Below are 16,747 nucleotides of genomic sequence, written 5' to 3' on the forward strand. Positions count from 1 at the left end.
ATTTTTCAGACTATATACTCACTTTTATGCCGCAAATATACGTTTTTCTGTCCGGTTTTCTCGTTGTTGTAAGAAGAATTTTTTAATTTTGCAGGATATGGACGAGAAAATTGAAAAATACGAGTTGCTGGCGCGCCAGATTGAGGCGCTGGTGCATAACGAGACCGATGAGACGGGCGTGCTGGCCAACGTGTCGGCTGCTCTGCACGATGCGTTCCCCGAAAGGTTCTTTTGGGTGGGCTTTTATCAGCAACGCAACGGCAACATGTTGCGCCTGGGGCCGTTCCAAGGGCCCGTGGCGTGCTACAACATAGCCTATGGCAAGGGCGTTTGCGGCACGGCTTGGAAAGAAGGACGCACGCTGATAGTGCCCGATGTGGAGCTGTTTCCGGGCCACATCGCATGCAGCAGCCTGTCTCGTTCGGAGATTGTGGTGCCCATGTACGATGATAATAAGGTGTTCCGCGCGGTGCTCGACATCGACAGCAGGCGCCCGGACGAGTTCGATGAGACCGACCGCGAGTGGCTGGAACGCATCGTCAGCATCGTTGCCGGCGAGCTGTGGCAGTAAAATTCGTGCTTCCATGCCTGCCGGCTGCAAGTCAGCGGGGCTATGAAAGATAAAATTCTGATGTGCTATGAAGGTACGCGGGCGAATGAACAGGCGGCATGGCGTGCCACCGCGGGGCAGCACCCGCGGCGGCAGGGCACAGAGGGCAGAGGGCGTGGGGCGCCTTCTCCTCATCCTGCTCGCCGTGTTGTGGCCGGGTGGTGATGCCTGCGCGCAGACCTTCAGCATGGAGACGGGACGGGATTCTACGGGCTTCCTCGTCCTCAAGACCGGCCGCGGAGAAGACCGCTGGCGCATTGCCGACCCGGTGTACCGCTTCCAGACGGGCGATGTAGATGGCGACGGGCGCACCGAGGCCTTAGTGGGCGTGGTGCGGCAAACGCGTTTCCACAGCCGCGGCAGGCGCCTCTTCATCTTCAAACAGGTGCGTGGACACGTGCGCCCCATGTGGCTCGGCTCCAAGTTAGGCGGCCTCTTGCAGGACTTCAGGTGGACCGGCACGTGCGTGCGCAGCGTAGAAGCCACTGCCAACGGCCGCTACATGGTGGCCGAATATGGCTGGGACGACTTCGGACTCTCGTTTCTGCGCTTCGTGGCGCAGGACGTCACGCTGGCCGAAGCCTGTCATCTGCTCGACGAAAAACATTCAAACAAGTGACCATGAATAAAAAAACAATCGTCTTTTTGTTAGCCCTGCTCCTGCCGCTGGCAGTCTGGTCGCAGTCCAAACACGTCGTCCTGCCCGGCAAGGGGCACATTGACGTGGAGCAACTGAACCGCAACGTAGACCTCGGGATGGATATCTCGAAGCTCAGCATCAGCGAGTTGCGCGTGCTGCGCAATGCCTTCGCAGCCCGTCAGGGTTATCCTTTTGAGGACGCCACCTTACGGGCAATCTACAGCGCAACGTCCTGGTACCCCGATACCCTGTACGGCAAGTGGGCCAAAGACGAGGAGTTGGAGATGAGAGCTTATGAGCAGCAGTTCATCAAGATGGGAGTAGATCAGAATGGGGCCACCGAAGAGCAATGGAAACAGGCTCGGCAGGCCGCTGGTTTCAAACCCCGTTACCGTTATTCGGCTGCCGAACAGGCCTTTATCAAGAGACTCAAGGCGCGCGAAGAGGAGCTGCTGAAGGCTAATTTCTCGGCCGACAGCTCGCAGGTTCGTGTAGACAATCTCGTCAACACGTTCCAGCTCGACACCATCCAGCCTGCTCTCCTGTCGCATCTGGCCAAAGACGGGTTTGCCGTCGTTCCCGCCCGGCACAACCAACTGTTCCATGTGTACGAGAAGAATGACTACGGCATGTTTCCCAACTTTGTCACTACCGACCTCTTCCTGCAGCTTTTCCACTTTTACTTCGATGCCGTTTTGCGCGATGTGGAGGAGCAGCGGCTCGACTCGGTGGCAACAGTGCTCTGCCGGAAGGTATATGCGCACTTCTCAGAGGGCAGCTTCGGCCAGGCGGCCGACGATGCCGAGTGGTGCCGGGCCTACATGGCGGTGGCGCTGAAGCTGCTTACGGACACGCTGCCGGCCGTATCCGGCGCCTGTAAACCTATGGTTGAGGAAGAGCTGCAGCACGTGGAGGCGGCGGAAGATGCGTACTCCCGCTTCCTCGGGCCCGATTATTCGCCCGCCAATGTGCCGTTTGCCTACAGCTTGTTCCGCCCCCGCGGGCACTATACACGCAGCGAGACGGCCGGCCGCTACTTCCGTGCAATGATGTGGCTGCAGTCGGTTCCGCTGGGCACCGACCATCCCGAACAGCTGCGGCGGGCAGCTCTGCTGGCCGAGGCCGTTACTGCCGATACGGCCACCACAGCCACCTATCGCCGGCTGGAGGAACCGCTGACGCTGCTCATGGGCGCCCCCGACAATGTTACCATTCTGCAGGTGGCCGATGCCTGGCGCCCTATGGGCAAGCCGGTTACCAACACCAAGGCCATGAAACGCCTGCGCCGGCAGGTGGAGGAGATAGCCCGGAGGCAGACGCATATCGTTCCGGCCTTTGTCCATACCAGTCGCTACAAGGTCAACTTCATGCCCCAGCGCTATCAACCCGATGCTGAAATGCTGCTGCAAACCATCGACACGCACTCCCGACCGTCACTCCGGCCCTGTCCCAAGGGGCTTGACGTGGCTGCGGCAATGGGTGTTGGCCTGGCGCGGGATATCCTTCTGAACGACTCAACCGAACAGTGGGACTCGCTCGCCGTGGCTCTCGACAAGGCTGCCCGTGTGGCCCGGCGCACCGACTGGCAGTCGACCATCGCCAACCGCTGGCTGAAGACGCTGGCGGAGATGAACAACAGCCGGCCCGATTATCCTTTCTTCATGCGCAGAGAGCAGTGGGGAAAGAAGAATCTGAACGCCATGCTGGCCTCGTGGGCTGAACTGAAGCACGACGCCATCTTGTATGCTAAGCAACCGGCAGCGGCCGAATGTGGCGGCGGAGGTCCCGAACCGCCCGTGGTAAAGGGCTATGTGGAGCCCAATGTGGCATTCTGGAAGGCGGCGATGGGGCTTGTTGATTCCACTGCAGCAGCCTTTCAGCGCTACGGACTCACAACTGAGAAAGTGCTGCGCACCACCACCGCCATCCGTGAACAGCTGAAGTTCTGCCTCAGCATGTCGCAAAAGGAGCTGCAGGGCATCGAACCTACGGCGGAGGAATATGCCTCCATCCGCATCATGGGGTCGCAGATAGAGTACATCACGCTCGACCTTGTGCGCAACGAAGACCAGTTTCTCATGGACTGGAACGACGTTCAGAGCGCCGACAAACATGTGGCAGTGGTGGCCGATGTGTTCACCGCCAACGGCGACAATGTACCGGAGAACCGGAAACGCATACTTTACGAAGCCACGGGACCGGCCTATGAAATCTATGTTGTGGTGCCCGTGGGCGGCTATCTGTACCTGATGCGCGGCGGCGTGCTGTCGTATCGCGAGTTCGGCAAGTCGCTTGGTGAGCCTCGCCTCACGGATGAGGAATGGCAGAAGCAGGTGAAGGAGGCTCCCGAAACGGGCACTCCGGCCTGGATGAAAGATGTTACGGCTCCGGCAGAAGCCATGCCCACCACCAACGAAGAGGTGTTTTACAGTACCGGATGCTGACCGCTCTGCTTTCTGACAAATGGCTTCGGCGTGCTGCCTTGCTGCTGTTGCTGTGCATGGTTACGACCGTGGCACGCGGCGGAGACGACACGCTGCGGGTTGTCTTCACAGGAGATGTGCTGCTGGATCGCGGCGTGAGGCGCTTCATTGAGCACAGGGGAGTTGATGCCTTGTTCACTCCGGGCGTTGAGAAACTGTTCAGCAGTAGCGAAGTTGTTGTGGGTAACCTCGAATGTCCGGCAACAGTTATCCGGCAGCCGGTGTACAAACGCTTCATCTTCCGGGCCGAACCGCAGTGGCTCCAGGCACTCCGGAGGCACGGGTTTACGCACCTCGGACTGGCCAACAACCACAGTATAGACCAAGGAAGGGCAGGACTGATGGACACGCAGCGCAACATCCGGGCGGCGGGAATGACTCCCGTGGGCGCCGGAAGCAACCTGCAGGAGGCCGTGAAGCCGGTTCTGCTGGCCGAGAAGCCGCGAAAAGTGTTTCTGCTGGCTACCCTCGGCATGACGTTAGAGAACTTTGCATACCTTCCGGGCAGCCCTTGTGTAGCGCAGGAGAGTGCCGACAGCCTCGCTGCCCGCGTGGCTTCACTGCGCAGAAGCTACCCTGACAGCTACATCATCGTGATGCCTCACTGGGGCTGGGAGCACCACACGGAGGTCATTCCGCATCAACGCATGGTGGCGCATGCACTCATCGACGCTGGCGCCGACCTCATCGTGGGCCATCACACGCACACACTGCAGCCGTCGGAGAACTACCGCGGGCGCATCATCTACTACGGAATAGGCAACTTCATCTTCGACCAGACGCGCCCGCTGAACACCCGTGCCTGCGTTGTTTGCCTGCGCCTTACCGCTACCCAGGCGCGCACAGAGGCCCTGCTGGTGCTCATCAGCGATTGCGTGCCGCATATTGTGCGGCCTTGACGGCATGGAAGCCCATTCTCGGGTGCTGCATTTAAAAAAACCGGTAAATGCTTGTGGAATTGCGAATTAATACCTATTTTTGTATCATTGAAAACTTAATACATTCATAAATATGTTAGACGTTAAACAAACTTTGGGTGATGCCGAGGCTCGAATGAAGAAAGCAGCGGCTTATTTAGAGGAAGAACTGGCCCGCATCCGCGCCGGTCGTGCCAATGTAGCCATACTGGACAGTGTGAAGGTGAGCAGCTACGGACAGATGATGCCGCTCAACCAGGTGGCCAACTTGTCTGTTCCCGACGCCCGCACCATCACCATCCGCCCTTGGGATCGTAAGACTATCAAGGACATAGAGAAAGGTATTATGGACAGCGATGTAGGCATCACGCCCGAGAACAACGGCGAGATGGTTATCCTCCGCTTACCTCAACCCACCGAGGAACGCCGCAAGGAGCTGGTCAAGCAGTGCAACAAGATAGGCGAGAAGGCCAAAGTGGAGATACGGAACGCCCGCGCCGACTACAAGGAAAAACTGAAGAAAGCCATCAAGGACGGCCTTTCGGAAGACAACGAGAAGGACGCCGAGGCCGACTTGCAGAAGGTTCACGACCGCTTCATCAAGCGTGTGGACGAGCTGCTGGCCGCCAAGCAGAAGGAAATCATGACCGTATAGCAGGCTTGAAAGCAAAAGGGTAAAAAGGCAAAGGGCAGATGGCGCAGCCTGACTGCGTGCATCCAACCTGCCTTTTTACCCTTTTGTGTTTCCCTGCTTTTATCCTTATTTTATGTTACTTTTATCTTAATGCACGGATTAGTCATCAAGAATACAGGCAGCTGGTACACGGTCAAGACCGACGAAGGGCCGGTTGTGGAAAGCAAAATCAAAGGAAACTTCCGGCTGAAGGGCATCCGCTCAACCAATCCCGTTGCCGTTGGCGACGGCGTGGAGATAGCTGTCAACCCGGAGGGCACGGCGTTCATCACCGCCATCGATGAGCGGCGCAACTACATTATACGCAAGTCGCAGAACCTCTCCAAGCAGAGCCACATCCTTGCTGCCAATGTAGACAGCGCCTTCCTGCTCGTAACGGTGGCCCATCCGCAAACCTCCACCACCTTCATCGACCGCTTCCTGGCTTCTGCCGAGGCATATAGCGTGCCCGTGACCCTGCTTTTCAACAAGACCGACCTGCTGGATCCGGACGAGAAACGCTACCAGGCGATGATGGTGAACCTCTATGAAACGGTGGGATATGCGTGCCATGAGATTGTTGCCGAGACGGGTCAGGGAGTCGACTCGCTGCTTCCGCTGCTGCACAACCGCGTAACCTTGCTCAGCGGAAACAGCGGCGTGGGCAAGTCTACGTTGATTAACCGCCTCGTACCCGGCCTTAACCTGCGCACGCAGGAAATATCCGACGCCCACGACACGGGCATGCACACCACCACCTTCAGCGAGATGATAGCCCTGCCGGGCGGCGGCTACGTGATTGATACGCCCGGAATAAAAGGCTTCGGCACGTTCGATATGGAGCCGGAGGAGATAACCAGCTACTTTCGAGAAATCTTCGAGTTCTCCAAGAAGTGCCGTTTCTCGAACTGCACCCATACACACGAGCCCGGCTGTGCAGTCCTCCAGGCCGTGGAAGACCATTACATAGCCGCAAGCAGGTACCAAAGTTACCTCAGTATGCTCGATGACAAGGACGGCAGTAAGTACCGCGAAGCCTACTAACCACCTGCTGCGCATGAAACAGTCATGGCCCCTTCTGCTTCTCTCCGCCCTCTTCGTGTGCACGGCCTGCCATGAGCGGCAGGTTCCGCGCAGCCCTCTGGACAACATCCTGTATGATGCCGAGGCTGCTTCAGGCCATGATTCGGCCGATGTCTCGCACCTGCAGCTGCTGCTCACCATGACAGAAGACGACCACGAGAGCAGCTGCGACACCATGCGCTTTTACCTTGACGCCCGCGGAAGGCCGGCTTACACGGTGACGAAGCTGTACGGCAAGAGCTATTTCCGCCGCTATCATTACACCGATTCGTCGTTCCGGGTACGCGAGGGGGCAGTGGGAACGGTGGAATACAAACTTAACAACGGGCTTATCGTGAGCCGCACGGAACTCCGCACGGGCCGTTCAACAGGCTTCGTATACGATGGCGGGCGCCATTTGCTGCGCATCGGCAACGGCGAAGAGTGGGAGTGGGAGATGGACAAGGTAACGGCCATCAAGTCGCTGGCGCCCGACGGCAGCCAAGTTTCTGCCCATGTGCGCTACGACAGCATGGCTCCCGCCACCCAGATGGGCTTCATCGAACTGCTGTCGTGGCAGTGGGGGCGGCGCGACCTCATACCTTTCATGGCCCTGGGCTACTTTGGCGAGCTGCCCGTTGGCGCGGCCTACCAGCTCTCCTACAGCCGATTACTCTTCGAGAGTTACCAGACCGAGTACGACGAGCGCGGCAGGCTGACGCGCGGCAAGAGTCTGAACCGCCACATAGACCGCAAATACAAATGGGAGTAAGCTGCTATTTGGCTTACTCCCATCTTTGTTTTTTGGCAGCCGGAAGGTTGCAGTTATTCGTGTGCAGTACAGTTGCAGCCCGAGTGTCGCTATTATGCAGCGCCCGCAAAGGCCTACTCCTCCGGGCCGTGACCTGTGCTGCTGCCGGCGTGTTTCTTCTTTTTGGGCAGCCTGCCGCTCTTGCGCAGTGCTTCTGCAATAATCCACTGCAGCTGTCCGTTGGTGCTGCGAAACTCGTCGGCAGCCCATTTCTCGATGGCATTCATTGTGTCGGCATCGACACGCAGAATAAAAGATTTGTTCTTGTTCCTTTTTTCTTCGGCCATAATTTGTTTGTGTCCTTTCTCCTTCCGGGTGCTGCCGGCGTTGCTACATGTTCAGCGTGCCCGTGTTGACTACCGGCTGCGCCGTGTCGTCTCCGCACAACACAACCATCAGGTTGCTCACCATGGCGGCCTTCTTGTCGTCGTCCAGCTCCACTACTTCGTCCTTTGCGAGCTTGTCGAGCGCCATCTTCACCATCCCCACGGCACCTTCCACTATCTTCTCTCGGGCTGCTATGATGGCGTCGGCCTGCTGGCGGCGCAGCATTACGGCAGCTATCTCGGGCGCGTAGGCCAGGTAGTTGACGCGTGCTTCTACTATTTCGATGCCCGCCATGGCCAGTCTTTCGTCCAGTTTGGTCTCCAGTTCGCTGTTTACCTCATCGCTTCCGCTGCGCAGAGTTATCTCGTCGTCGCTGTCGGTGTTGTCGTAGGCGTACTGTCCGGCCACCTGTCTGAGGGCTGCATCACTCTGTATCTTGACAAAGTTCTCAAAAGCACGCATGATGCTGCTCACGTCCTGCCCCACGGCAGCGGCGCCATGAGCCATCGTCTGGGCGTCAATCTCGAACATGGCCTTGTACGTATCCTTGAGTTTCCACACCAGTACGAGGCCTATCATCACTGGGTTGCCCTGCTTGTCGTTCACCTTGATGGGCTCGCCATCGAGGTTGCGGGCGCGCAGCGAGAGCTTTTTGGGCGTAATGAGAGGGTTCACCCACGTAAAGCCCACGCGCTTGAAGGTGCCCCGGTACTTGCCGAAGAAGAGCATGACGCGGGCTTCGTTGGGCTCCTGACGGATGAAGCCTTTGAGGCAGAAGAGCCCCACGAGAAGCAGCAGAACGCCCGCCACCAACTTTGCTACATTCTCGTATTCGGCCCCATAGCCAGTGAGAACGGCGCCTTCTGCAAGGATGAGGAGGATAATAGCAAAGGCCAGAAAGCCGTTAACGGTAGCTCCTTTGAAGGTGAATTCCTGATTTTCCATAATGGTTGTTGTTTGATGGTTGAACAGTTGATGGTTAATGATATCAAAATGATATTGCAAATATATCACAACTTTTGGTTAGTTGTACGCTTGATACGTTGTTTTTATATCTTTTTAACTCACCGGCAACGATGCTTCTTTTGGTGTTTCTTCATCGCGCTGCAACCGACCGGGATTTTAATATGCCATCAATCGGGCGCCTGAATGATACCTCCAAGCCGCTTGGAGATGCCTTTCAAGCCCCTTGAAAGGCACCTTTTACAACGCTGTTTGTAACCTGTTGATTTCCAATATCTTATAGCTTGGCTTTTTGATTGCTTTTTAAGACAGCGTAACAGGGTAATTTTTCATCTGCTGCGGGTTTCCTGCTGGGTTGTTGCTTGTTTTGAAAGACAGAGTAACAGAGTAATTTTTCATCTGCTGCAGGTTTCCTGCTGGGTTGTTGCTTGTTTTGAAAGACAGAGTAACAGAGTAATTTTTCTGCTGTTGCAGGTTTCCTGCTGGGTTGCAGCTTGTTTTGAAAGACAGAGTAACAGGGTAATTTTATATCTGCTGCGGGCTTATATATTAAAAGGAAAGAGCAAGCAATGATTGGCGAAAAGACAAACTGGTATCCTCCCCTTGGAAAGGGGAGGCGGAGGAGGGGATGATCCCGCAGCAGACGGTAGCAAACCATCAGCTTAAATCATCCCCTCCTAACCTCCCCTTTCTAAGGGGAGGAACCACAGCTGCATGTTTTCTCCGGCAGGAAAAATATTTTGTTACTTTGTCTTTAAAAACAAGCAGCAACCCAGCAGGAAGCCTACTTTTCATCTGTTGCAGGTTTATATATTAAAAGGAAAGAGCAAGCAATGATTGGCGAAAAGGCAAACTGGTATCCTCCCCTTGGAAAGGGGAGGCGGAGGAGGGGATGACCATGCAGCAGACGATAGCAAACCATCAGCTTAAATCATCCCCTCCTAACCTCCCCTTTCTAAGGGGAGGAACCACAGCTGCATGTTTTCTCCAGCAGGAAAAATACTTTGTTACTTTGTCTTTAAAAACCAACAGCAAGCCAGCAGGAAGCCTACTTTTCTGCTGTTGCAGGCTTATATATTAAAAGGAAAGAGCAAGCACTGATTGGCGAAAAGGTAAACTGGTATCCTCCCCTTGGAAAGGGGAGGCGGAGGAGGGGATGACAAAAGGGGAGCCTACCCGCACCGTCCCTACCTGCGCATGAGGTACTTCCGTTCCTCTGGCGGGAACTTCTCGATGGCGTAACGCAGCATGGTGCGCGGCATGGTGAGGCGGTTGTCGTCTACGAAAGCAAACAAACGGCGGCTGTCGCGCTTGCCTGCTTCGCGCAACATCCAGCCCGTTGCCTTCTGCATCAGGTCGTGGGGATGGCTCATCAGCAGCGTGGCCAGCTTGTAGGTGTCGTCGAGCTGCCCCTTCCGTATCAGCGTCATGGTGCTTACTACGGCTATGCGCTGCTCCCACAGCAGGCTGCTCTGGGCCAAACGGTACAGGAGCGAGCGTTCCCGGTCCACCAAGTATTCGCCTACGATGGTAGGTGCGGAGAGGTCGACCAAGTCCCAGTTGTTGATGCGAGCTGTGTGGTTGAGGTAGAATTGCAGTATTTCATGGCGCCGTTCGGTGCTCGCCCGGTGGCATTGCAGCACCAGAATGAGCAGTGCGCAGAGGCGTGCTTCGTGCCAGGGCGAGGCCATCAGCTCGTCCAGCACCTGCCCGGTGGCGTCTTTGTGCGTCTTGGCAACGGTGCGTACAAGCGGCACCGTAACGCCTATAAACCTGTCACCTTCGCCGTACTGGCCCTTGCCGGTCTTGAAAAACCGCGGCAGCATGCGCTTCTTCTCGTCCGTGGCGAGCGCTTCCAGCTCGCGTATAATGTTCTCGGTTTCCTTTTCCATGCGTTTGTTTCCGTTTTGTCGGCTAAGTTACACAAAGATTTCGGGCAGGCCATCAGGCGCCCGATGTTTTAGGATAGTTTTGCATACATCGGATTAATTGCGTACCTTTGCACCATGAATGTGAACGAACTGAAAGACAAAAGGATAGCTGTGCTGCTCTCGGGCGGCGTAGACAGCAGTGTGGTGGTGTACGAGCTGGCCCGTTTAGGGCTTCATCCCGACTGCTTCTATATCAAGATTGGCCCCGAGGAAGAGGAGAAGTGGGACTGCTCCAGCGAAGAAGACCTGGAGATGGCCACGGCTGTTGCGGCCAAATACGGCTGCAAGCTGCAGGTTGTTGACTGTCACAAGGAGTATTGGGGGCAAGTAACAAAGTACACTATGGACAAGGTGAAGGCCGGTTTTACGCCCAATCCCGACGTGATGTGCAACCGATTGATTAAGTTCGGAGCCTTTGACGAGAAGATGGGGCATGCCTACGACCTCATTGCTACGGGCCACTATGCCCAGACGGAGTGGCTGGAAGGGCGCAAATGGCTTACCACCAGCCCCGACCCCGTGAAGGACCAGACCGACTTTCTGGCCCAGATTTACGATTGGCAGCTGCGCAAGGCGCTCTTTCCCATCGGTCACATGATGAAGGAAGAGGTGCGTGCAATAGCCGAGAGCGAGCATCTGGTGAACGCGAAGCGTAAGGACAGCCAGGGTATCTGCTTCCTCGGACAGATTGACTACAATGAGTATCTGCGCCGATATGTGGGCGAACAGACGGGCGACATTATCGAACTGGAGACCGGAAAGAAGATAGGAGAGCACCGCGGACTGTGGTTCCACACCATCGGTCAGCGCAAGGGGCTGGGCCTGGGAGGCGGCCCGTGGTTCGTGGTGAAGAAGGACGTGGCGGCCAACGTGCTCTACGTGAGCCACGGCTACGACCCTGAAACAGCGTATAAAAAGGATTTCAGGATACACGACCTGCACTGGCTTACGGCTGCACCGCAGCAGGTTGCCGGCTCTCTCCACCCTTCGGCAAGTGCGGAAGGGGTGCAGCAGGGCTGGATTCCCATTACTTTCAAGATACGGCACACGCCAGAATTCCACCCCGGATATCTGGAGCTGGGTGCGACGGAGGCCCTTGTGCACTCGGCCGACAAGATACACGGCGTGGCTCCGGGGCAGTTCTGCGTCGTCTACGACGAGCATCACCATCGCTGTTACGGCTCGGCAGAGATTACGGTCTAACGGTGCGAGGCCTTGATGTCTTTGATTATTTGCAGGCGCTCCAGGTAAATGGGGCGCCATTTGTCTATCATGGCTTGCAGGTTCTTGCTGCGTTGGCTCAGTTCTTCGTACTCCGGCAGGTCGGTTTGGTGGTTGTTCTTGAGTTCAATCATCCTACTTAAGAGGAGCCGTTGCTGTTCCTGCGCGGTCGAAAGCTGGTGGCGTAGCTTGTCGAGCTGTTCCATGAAGCGTATCGCCCGGTCGGTGTAATCTTCTGTTGGCATGTATATCTGTTCGTGAAGTGGGTGAAACAATGGTGGTAAAATTAATGAAAAAAATGCAGATTTACCGTTGCTCATGCGTCCGAAGTCGATTTTTTACCTTAAATTTGTAGCACTTTTATTCATTTACTAATATCTTGGAACTATGATTTATTCTACAACTCCACAACTCGAAGGCCAGCCCATACGCGAATACAAGGGCGTGGTGACGGGCGAAACCATTATCGGTGCCAACTTTTTCAAAGACTTCTTGGCCGGCATCCGCGACGTTATCGGCGGCCGAAGCAACAGCTACGAGAAGGTACTTCGTGAGGCCAAAGAGACTGCCATGGCCGAAATGGGAGAACGGGCTGCCGCTTTGGGCGCCAATGCCATTGTGGGTATCGACATCGATTACGAAACTATCGGGCAGGGAAACTCTATGATTATGGTCACCTGTTCGGGCACGGCAGTGGTGGTTTAGGTGAGGATGGCTGTTTGAAGTGATATAGAAGTTAAAGTAGATAAGGAAGTTAAGAAGTTAAAGGCCGTATGTTCGTCACTTTGTTTTAACAGACTTTTGGCTTCAACTTCTTAGCGAACGGAGTGAGCGATAACTTCTTTACCTACTTTAACTTCTGCCTAAAATAAGGAAATACGCTACAAGCAGTTGGAGTGAAAGGATGGTGGGAACGCCGTACTTGAACTTGAGATGGCGCGTTTTGTGGTGGAACGTGCGCATGGCAAGCAGTGCACCGGCTGAGCCTCCGACAGCAGCAAGGCCCAGCAAGGTGGCTTCGGGCACGCGCCAAGCATGCCGTTTGGCTTTCAGCTTGTCGATGCCGTAAAGGGCGAAGGTAAACAGGTTGACGGCTGCAAGGTATATTATCAGAGCTTTCATGTTGCGGGTAATGGGGTGTTGTCTGTGCAATGGATATATTAAAGAGGTACTATCGGGAGCGTAAAAGCATCGTTGCGGGCGGGCGCTGCATGGGTGCAGCGGTTATTTCTGCCCGCTTCCGGCTGCTTCCTTTTGCCGTTTCAGCTCCTCTTGGGTCTTCTTGTAGGCGTTGATAATGGGTTCTTCATCGTATGTGTCCATCTTTTTAAAAGCCTTCTCCAGTTCCTTTCGCTGCCGTGCATGCCTGCGCGCGCTGCCGTCGAAGAGGCTGAAGAAGTCGAAACTGTAGCCACTCGGCTGCGGTACTGATGTGGCCGCAGCTTTCGTCCATTGGTTTACGCTCTCGTTCAGTCGTTTGGACAGGTCGCTTCCATATACCACCACCTCGCCCAATCGGTGGGCATTGGGCAGCAGGGGGATGGAGTCCGTGACGAGTTTGCGGGGCAGTCGGGCGGCCAGGAAGCCGGGCTTGCTCACCACGAGGGTGTCAAACTGCTCGGGCAGCGAGCACCTGCCAAGGTAGTTGGTGGTGTCGGTATGGTTCGTGTTGGTCCATATCCTGACACCCCGTAGTGGCGTTTTGGTATCCAGATTGTAGACAACAATGCTCCGTTGGGCATGCAGCGAAAGTGCCGATACCGTGAAGAAAAGACAGAGTAGCAGTCTTTGCATGGCTTTTTGTTGCAAAGATAAAGTTCTAATTGATACGCAGTGAGGCCCTTTATCATTTTTTATCATAAAAAAACCTTATTCGTTCAGGCTCTCCTTTAAGAGCGATTGCCAGAGATTACAGAGGCTGCGCATGGTGGGCAGAACGATGTCGGCGCCCTCGCGGAGCAACGTCTCGTCAGTCAGTGGACCGCTGTTAACGGCTATGGTGAAGCAGCCCGCGGCCTTTCCGGCACGCACTCCGAGCGGTGCGTTCTCAATGACAATGCCCTCCCAGGGTTTCAGATTGCCTGCAAACTGCAGCCCCTTGAGGTATGGGTCGGGTGCGGGCTTGCCGTGATCTACGTTGTAGGCCGTCACGATATGCCCCTCGACGATGAATGAACCGAAGTCGTCCATCAGCCGTTTGATGAGCGGCCGCTGTCCCGAACCTGTCACGATGCCTATCTGCATACCCGCTTTGCGGATGCGCTGCATGATATCAATGACGCCATCGAATACAGGCGCCGTGGGCATCTCATGGAAGAGACGCGTCTTCTCGTCGTACATGGCTTGCGCTTCGGCCTCTGTAAGCTCCTTGCCGAGCTGCCGGCGGGCCAGAATACGGATGGTGTCAACGCCTTTCATGCCCTCTGTGGCGTAGGCATCGGCAGCCTCCATGCGGATGCCGAACTCCGCCATGGACCGTTGCCAGGCTATGGCGTGGTTCGGCATGGAGTCGTAGAGCACGCCGTCCATATCGAACAGCACGCACCGAGGCGTGAAGACAGCCCCCTGCCGGTGGCTTTCGGTCAGCCTGGTGTTGTACTTCCGGATTGCTTCTTGAATGTGATAATCCATAAAAATAACTAAAGAGTGGGTGCGATTGCTGTCGCACCCACTTGATGGTTCATTGCCCCTGCAGCCTTCGCGATGACGGTACACGGGTTCATCGGCGTCATTGTTCGTTGGCGAGGCGCTCCTTGATGGCCTTGCTGTCGGCCTCGTAGCCCGGCTTGTCGAGCAGTGCAAACATGTTCTTCTTATAAGCCTCCACGCCCGGTTGGTTGAAGGGGTTCACTTTCTCCACCAGTCCGCTGATGCCGCAGGCCTTCTCGAAGAAGTAAATCAGCTGTCCGATGTAGTATTCGTTGAGGCGAGGAACGCTGATGCGGATATTGGGCACGCCGCCGTCAACATGTGCCAGACGGGTTCCGAGCTCTGCCATCTTGTTCACGTCGTCCACCCTCTTGCCGGCCAGGAAGTTCAAGCCGTCGAGGTTCTCCTCATCAGCAGGGAAGTCGAGTTCGCGTTCCGGGGTCTCTACACTTATCACTGTTTCGAAGATAGAGCGCTCTCCGTCCTGTATCCACTGGCCCATCGAGTGCAGGTCTGTTGTGAAGTCGCAGGCTGCGGGGAATATTCCTTTGTGCTCCTTGCCCTCACTTTCTCCGTACAGTTGTTTCCACCATTCGGCTATGAAGTGCAGCTTGGGCTGGAAGTTGGCTATGATTTCAATCTTCTTTCCGGCCTGCGTGTACAGTCCCTGACGCACGGCAGCGTACTGTGCGGCCAGGTTCCGGGCGAAGGGAACATCTACCCCGGTGGCCTGCTCCATGTCGGCAGCACCCTGAACCAGGGCCTTGATGTCGAACCCTGCGCAGGCTATAGGCAGCAGACCCACGGGAGTGAGCACGGAGAAGCGGCCTCCCACGTTGTCGGGAATGATGAAAGTCTTGTATCCTTCCTTATCAGCAGCGGCGCGGGCAGCACCCTTGCGGGCATCCGTTACGGCCACTATTACGTCCTTGGCCTCTGCTTTGCCGCGCTGGGCTTCGCACTGTTTCTTCAGCAAACGGAAGGTGAGGGCGGTCTCGGTGGTAGTACCGGACTTGGAAATGTTGATGACTCCGAACCTTTTATCTTTCAGATAATCGGTCAGCTCGGCCAGGTAATCCTCGCCGATGTTGTTGCCGGCGAAGACGATAACAGGGTTCTTCTTGTCCTGGATGAGCCAGGCGAAGCTGTTGCCCAGAGCCTCGATGACGGCGCGTGCACCGAGGTAGCTGCCGCCGATGCCGGCTACAACCACCACGTCGCACTGCCGGCGCAGCGTGTCGGCACAGGCCTGAACCTCGTCGAGGAATGCAGGTGTGACGGAAGACGGCAGGTGCAGCCATCCCAGAAAATCGTTACCGGCGCATGTTCCGTTCTCAAGAGCTTCCTGCGCAGCCTGAACCTGAGGCTCCAGAGCCTCTACTGCACCGGCTCCGAGGAACTGTGCAGCCTTAGTGATGTCAAGTGAAATACTTTTCATTGCTTATCTAAATGAATCTGTTAATAATTTAATTTCAATCTGGGGGGTGATGCTTTCGTAGAGTATATTGTACATGGCATCGAGTATAGGCATGTTGATGTGCAGGTGACTGTTTATCTCTCTCATGCACTTAGTGCCGTAGTAGCCCTCTGCTATCATCTGCATTTCCATCTGGGCGCTCTTTACCGAGTAGCCTCTTCCTATCATGGTGCCGAACGTGCGGTTACGACTGAAGTTGGAATAGCCCGTTACAAGCAGGTCGCCAAGGTAGACGCTGTCGTACACGTTGCGTGCTATGGGGTGGATGGCGGTAAGGAACCGGCTCATTTCCTGTACGGCATTGGCCATCAGCACGGCCTGGAAGTTGTCGCCGTACTTCAGTCCGGAGCAGATGCCGGCCGCTATGGCGTACACGTTCTTCAGTACCGAAGCGTACTCGATGCCCACAACATCGGCCGAAATCTTGGTCTTGATGTACTCTGAAGCCAGTGTCTCGGTAAAGGCGCGGGCCTTTTCCGTGTCCTTGCAGCCTATGGTCAGGTAGCTCAGCCGCTCGAGTGCAACTTCCTCGGCATGCGAGGGGCCGCCGATGCAGGCCAGGTTCTCGTAGGGCACATGGTACACTTCGTGGAAGTACTCGGAGCAAACCAGGTTCTCATCGGGCACAATTCCCTTGATGGCTGTTACGATAAACTTGTCTCGCAGCCTTACCTTGAGCTTCTTGAGGTGGCTCTTGAGATAGGGCGAAGGCGTCACGAAAATCAGCGTGTCGTAGGCTTCGGCTATCTTGTTGATATCCGGTGAGAAGAAAATCTCGCCGGTATCGAAGTGCACACCCGTAAGGTAAGCCGGGTTGTGGCCCAGCCGCAGGAAGTCTGTTATGCGGTCCTCACGTCGCATGTACCAGCCTATGTGGTGCTGGTGTTGCACCACTATCTTGGCTATAGCTGTTGCCCAGCTGCCGCTGCCTATGATTGCTGTCTTGCCGATGTTGTACATCTTCACACCTCCTTCAGCCGTCC

18 protein-coding genes are annotated in these 16,747 nt (G+C 55.8%); 9 read left to right on the forward strand and 9 right to left on the reverse strand.

The features are described 5' to 3' along the window. Positions 1-97: 97 nt before the first annotated feature. From BMW31_RS03610 to BMW31_RS03640, 7 genes are all read left to right on the forward strand, one after another. A complete protein-coding gene (locus tag BMW31_RS03610; RefSeq protein ID WP_091821138.1) occupies positions 98-571 on the forward strand; it encodes a GAF domain-containing protein in 474 nt (157 codons plus the stop codon). Positions 572-638: 67 nt separating this feature from the next. Then, positions 639-1,229, forward strand: a complete 591-nt coding sequence (locus BMW31_RS03615; protein WP_255404804.1) for a hypothetical protein — start codon at positions 639-641, stop codon at positions 1,227-1,229. A gap of 2 nt (positions 1,230-1,231) precedes the next feature. Then, complete coding sequence (locus BMW31_RS03620; RefSeq protein ID WP_091821142.1) at positions 1,232-3,694, forward strand: DUF3160 domain-containing protein; 2,463 nt, start codon at positions 1,232-1,234, stop codon at positions 3,692-3,694. Then, positions 3,688-4,632: a CapA family protein gene (locus tag BMW31_RS03625; RefSeq protein ID WP_091821145.1), complete on the forward strand. Its 945-nt coding sequence runs from the start codon at positions 3,688-3,690 to the stop codon at positions 4,630-4,632. The genes BMW31_RS03620 and BMW31_RS03625 overlap by 7 nt, the downstream gene beginning before the upstream one ends. A gap of 112 nt (positions 4,633-4,744) precedes the next feature. Beyond that, positions 4,745-5,305 carry a ribosome recycling factor gene (gene frr, locus BMW31_RS03630; RefSeq protein WP_091821148.1) on the forward strand — a complete coding sequence of 187 codons (561 nt, stop codon included), beginning with the start codon at positions 4,745-4,747 and terminating at the stop codon, positions 5,303-5,305. 129 nt (positions 5,306-5,434) lie between these two features. Then, entirely contained in the window at positions 5,435-6,367 is a 933-nt protein-coding gene (gene rsgA / locus BMW31_RS03635; protein ID WP_091821151.1) for a ribosome small subunit-dependent GTPase A, read from the forward strand. Positions 6,368-6,380: 13 nt separating this feature from the next. Beyond that, positions 6,381-7,157, forward strand: coding sequence for a hypothetical protein (locus BMW31_RS03640; protein ID WP_091821154.1), 777 nt, complete (start codon positions 6,381-6,383; stop codon positions 7,155-7,157). 113 nt (positions 7,158-7,270) lie between these two features. Here the strand turns inward: BMW31_RS03640 and BMW31_RS03645 are convergent, their stop codons facing one another. The 3 genes from BMW31_RS03645 to BMW31_RS03655 all read right to left on the reverse strand — a co-directional run bounded on the left by BMW31_RS03645 (position 7,271) and on the right by BMW31_RS03655 (position 10,378). Beyond that, on the reverse strand, positions 7,271-7,483 hold the full coding sequence (locus BMW31_RS03645) for a type II toxin-antitoxin system antitoxin (RefSeq protein WP_091821157.1): 213 nt from the start codon (positions 7,481-7,483) through the stop codon (positions 7,271-7,273). 43 nt (positions 7,484-7,526) lie between these two features. Further along, positions 7,527-8,468 (reverse strand): SPFH domain-containing protein, encoded by a 942-nt coding sequence (locus BMW31_RS03650; RefSeq protein ID WP_091821160.1) that lies wholly within the window; start codon positions 8,466-8,468, stop codon positions 7,527-7,529. A gap of 1,205 nt (positions 8,469-9,673) precedes the next feature. Then, positions 9,674-10,378 carry a DNA alkylation repair protein gene (locus BMW31_RS03655; RefSeq protein WP_091821162.1) on the reverse strand — a complete coding sequence of 235 codons (705 nt, stop codon included), beginning with the start codon at positions 10,376-10,378 and terminating at the stop codon, positions 9,674-9,676. A 114-nt stretch (positions 10,379-10,492) separates the two neighbouring features. On the opposite strand from BMW31_RS03655, the gene mnmA reads away from it, so the two are divergent. Then, a complete protein-coding gene (gene mnmA / locus BMW31_RS03660) occupies positions 10,493-11,620 on the forward strand; it encodes a tRNA 2-thiouridine(34) synthase MnmA (protein ID WP_091821165.1) in 1,128 nt (375 codons plus the stop codon). Here mnmA and BMW31_RS03665 read toward each other — a convergent pair. After that, a complete protein-coding gene (locus tag BMW31_RS03665) occupies positions 11,617-11,883 on the reverse strand; it encodes a hypothetical protein (RefSeq protein WP_091821168.1) in 267 nt (88 codons plus the stop codon). The two genes, mnmA and BMW31_RS03665, sit on opposite strands and share 4 nt — an antisense overlap. Positions 11,884-12,025: 142 nt before the next feature. Between BMW31_RS03665 and BMW31_RS03670 the strand changes: the two genes are divergently transcribed. Continuing rightward, a complete protein-coding gene (locus BMW31_RS03670; protein WP_091821171.1) occupies positions 12,026-12,343 on the forward strand; it encodes a heavy metal-binding domain-containing protein in 318 nt (105 codons plus the stop codon). 147 nt (positions 12,344-12,490) lie between these two features. Here BMW31_RS03670 and BMW31_RS03675 read toward each other — a convergent pair whose 3' ends face one another. The 5 genes from BMW31_RS03675 to BMW31_RS03695 all read right to left on the reverse strand — a co-directional run bounded on the left by BMW31_RS03675 (position 12,491) and on the right by BMW31_RS03695 (position 16,724). Next, on the reverse strand, positions 12,491-12,760 hold the full coding sequence (locus tag BMW31_RS03675) for a DUF1294 domain-containing protein (RefSeq protein WP_091821174.1): 270 nt from the start codon (positions 12,758-12,760) through the stop codon (positions 12,491-12,493). A 102-nt stretch (positions 12,761-12,862) separates the two neighbouring features. After that, positions 12,863-13,432, reverse strand: coding sequence for a hypothetical protein (locus tag BMW31_RS03680; protein WP_091821177.1), 570 nt, complete (start codon positions 13,430-13,432; stop codon positions 12,863-12,865). A 75-nt stretch (positions 13,433-13,507) separates the two neighbouring features. After that, positions 13,508-14,269, reverse strand: coding sequence for an HAD family hydrolase (locus BMW31_RS03685; protein WP_091821180.1), 762 nt, complete (start codon positions 14,267-14,269; stop codon positions 13,508-13,510). A 97-nt stretch (positions 14,270-14,366) separates the two neighbouring features. Then, on the reverse strand, positions 14,367-15,725 hold the full coding sequence (locus BMW31_RS03690; protein WP_091821183.1) for a glucose-6-phosphate isomerase: 1,359 nt from the start codon (positions 15,723-15,725) through the stop codon (positions 14,367-14,369). Between the two features lie 3 nt (positions 15,726-15,728). Further along, positions 15,729-16,724, reverse strand: a complete 996-nt coding sequence (locus tag BMW31_RS03695; RefSeq protein ID WP_091821186.1) for an NAD(P)H-dependent glycerol-3-phosphate dehydrogenase — start codon at positions 16,722-16,724, stop codon at positions 15,729-15,731. Positions 16,725-16,747 lie beyond the last annotated feature (23 nt).

Origin of the sequence: Prevotella sp. kh1p2 (assembly GCF_900111525.1) — a bacterium.
Classification (GTDB): Bacteria; Bacteroidota; Bacteroidia; order Bacteroidales; family Bacteroidaceae; genus Prevotella.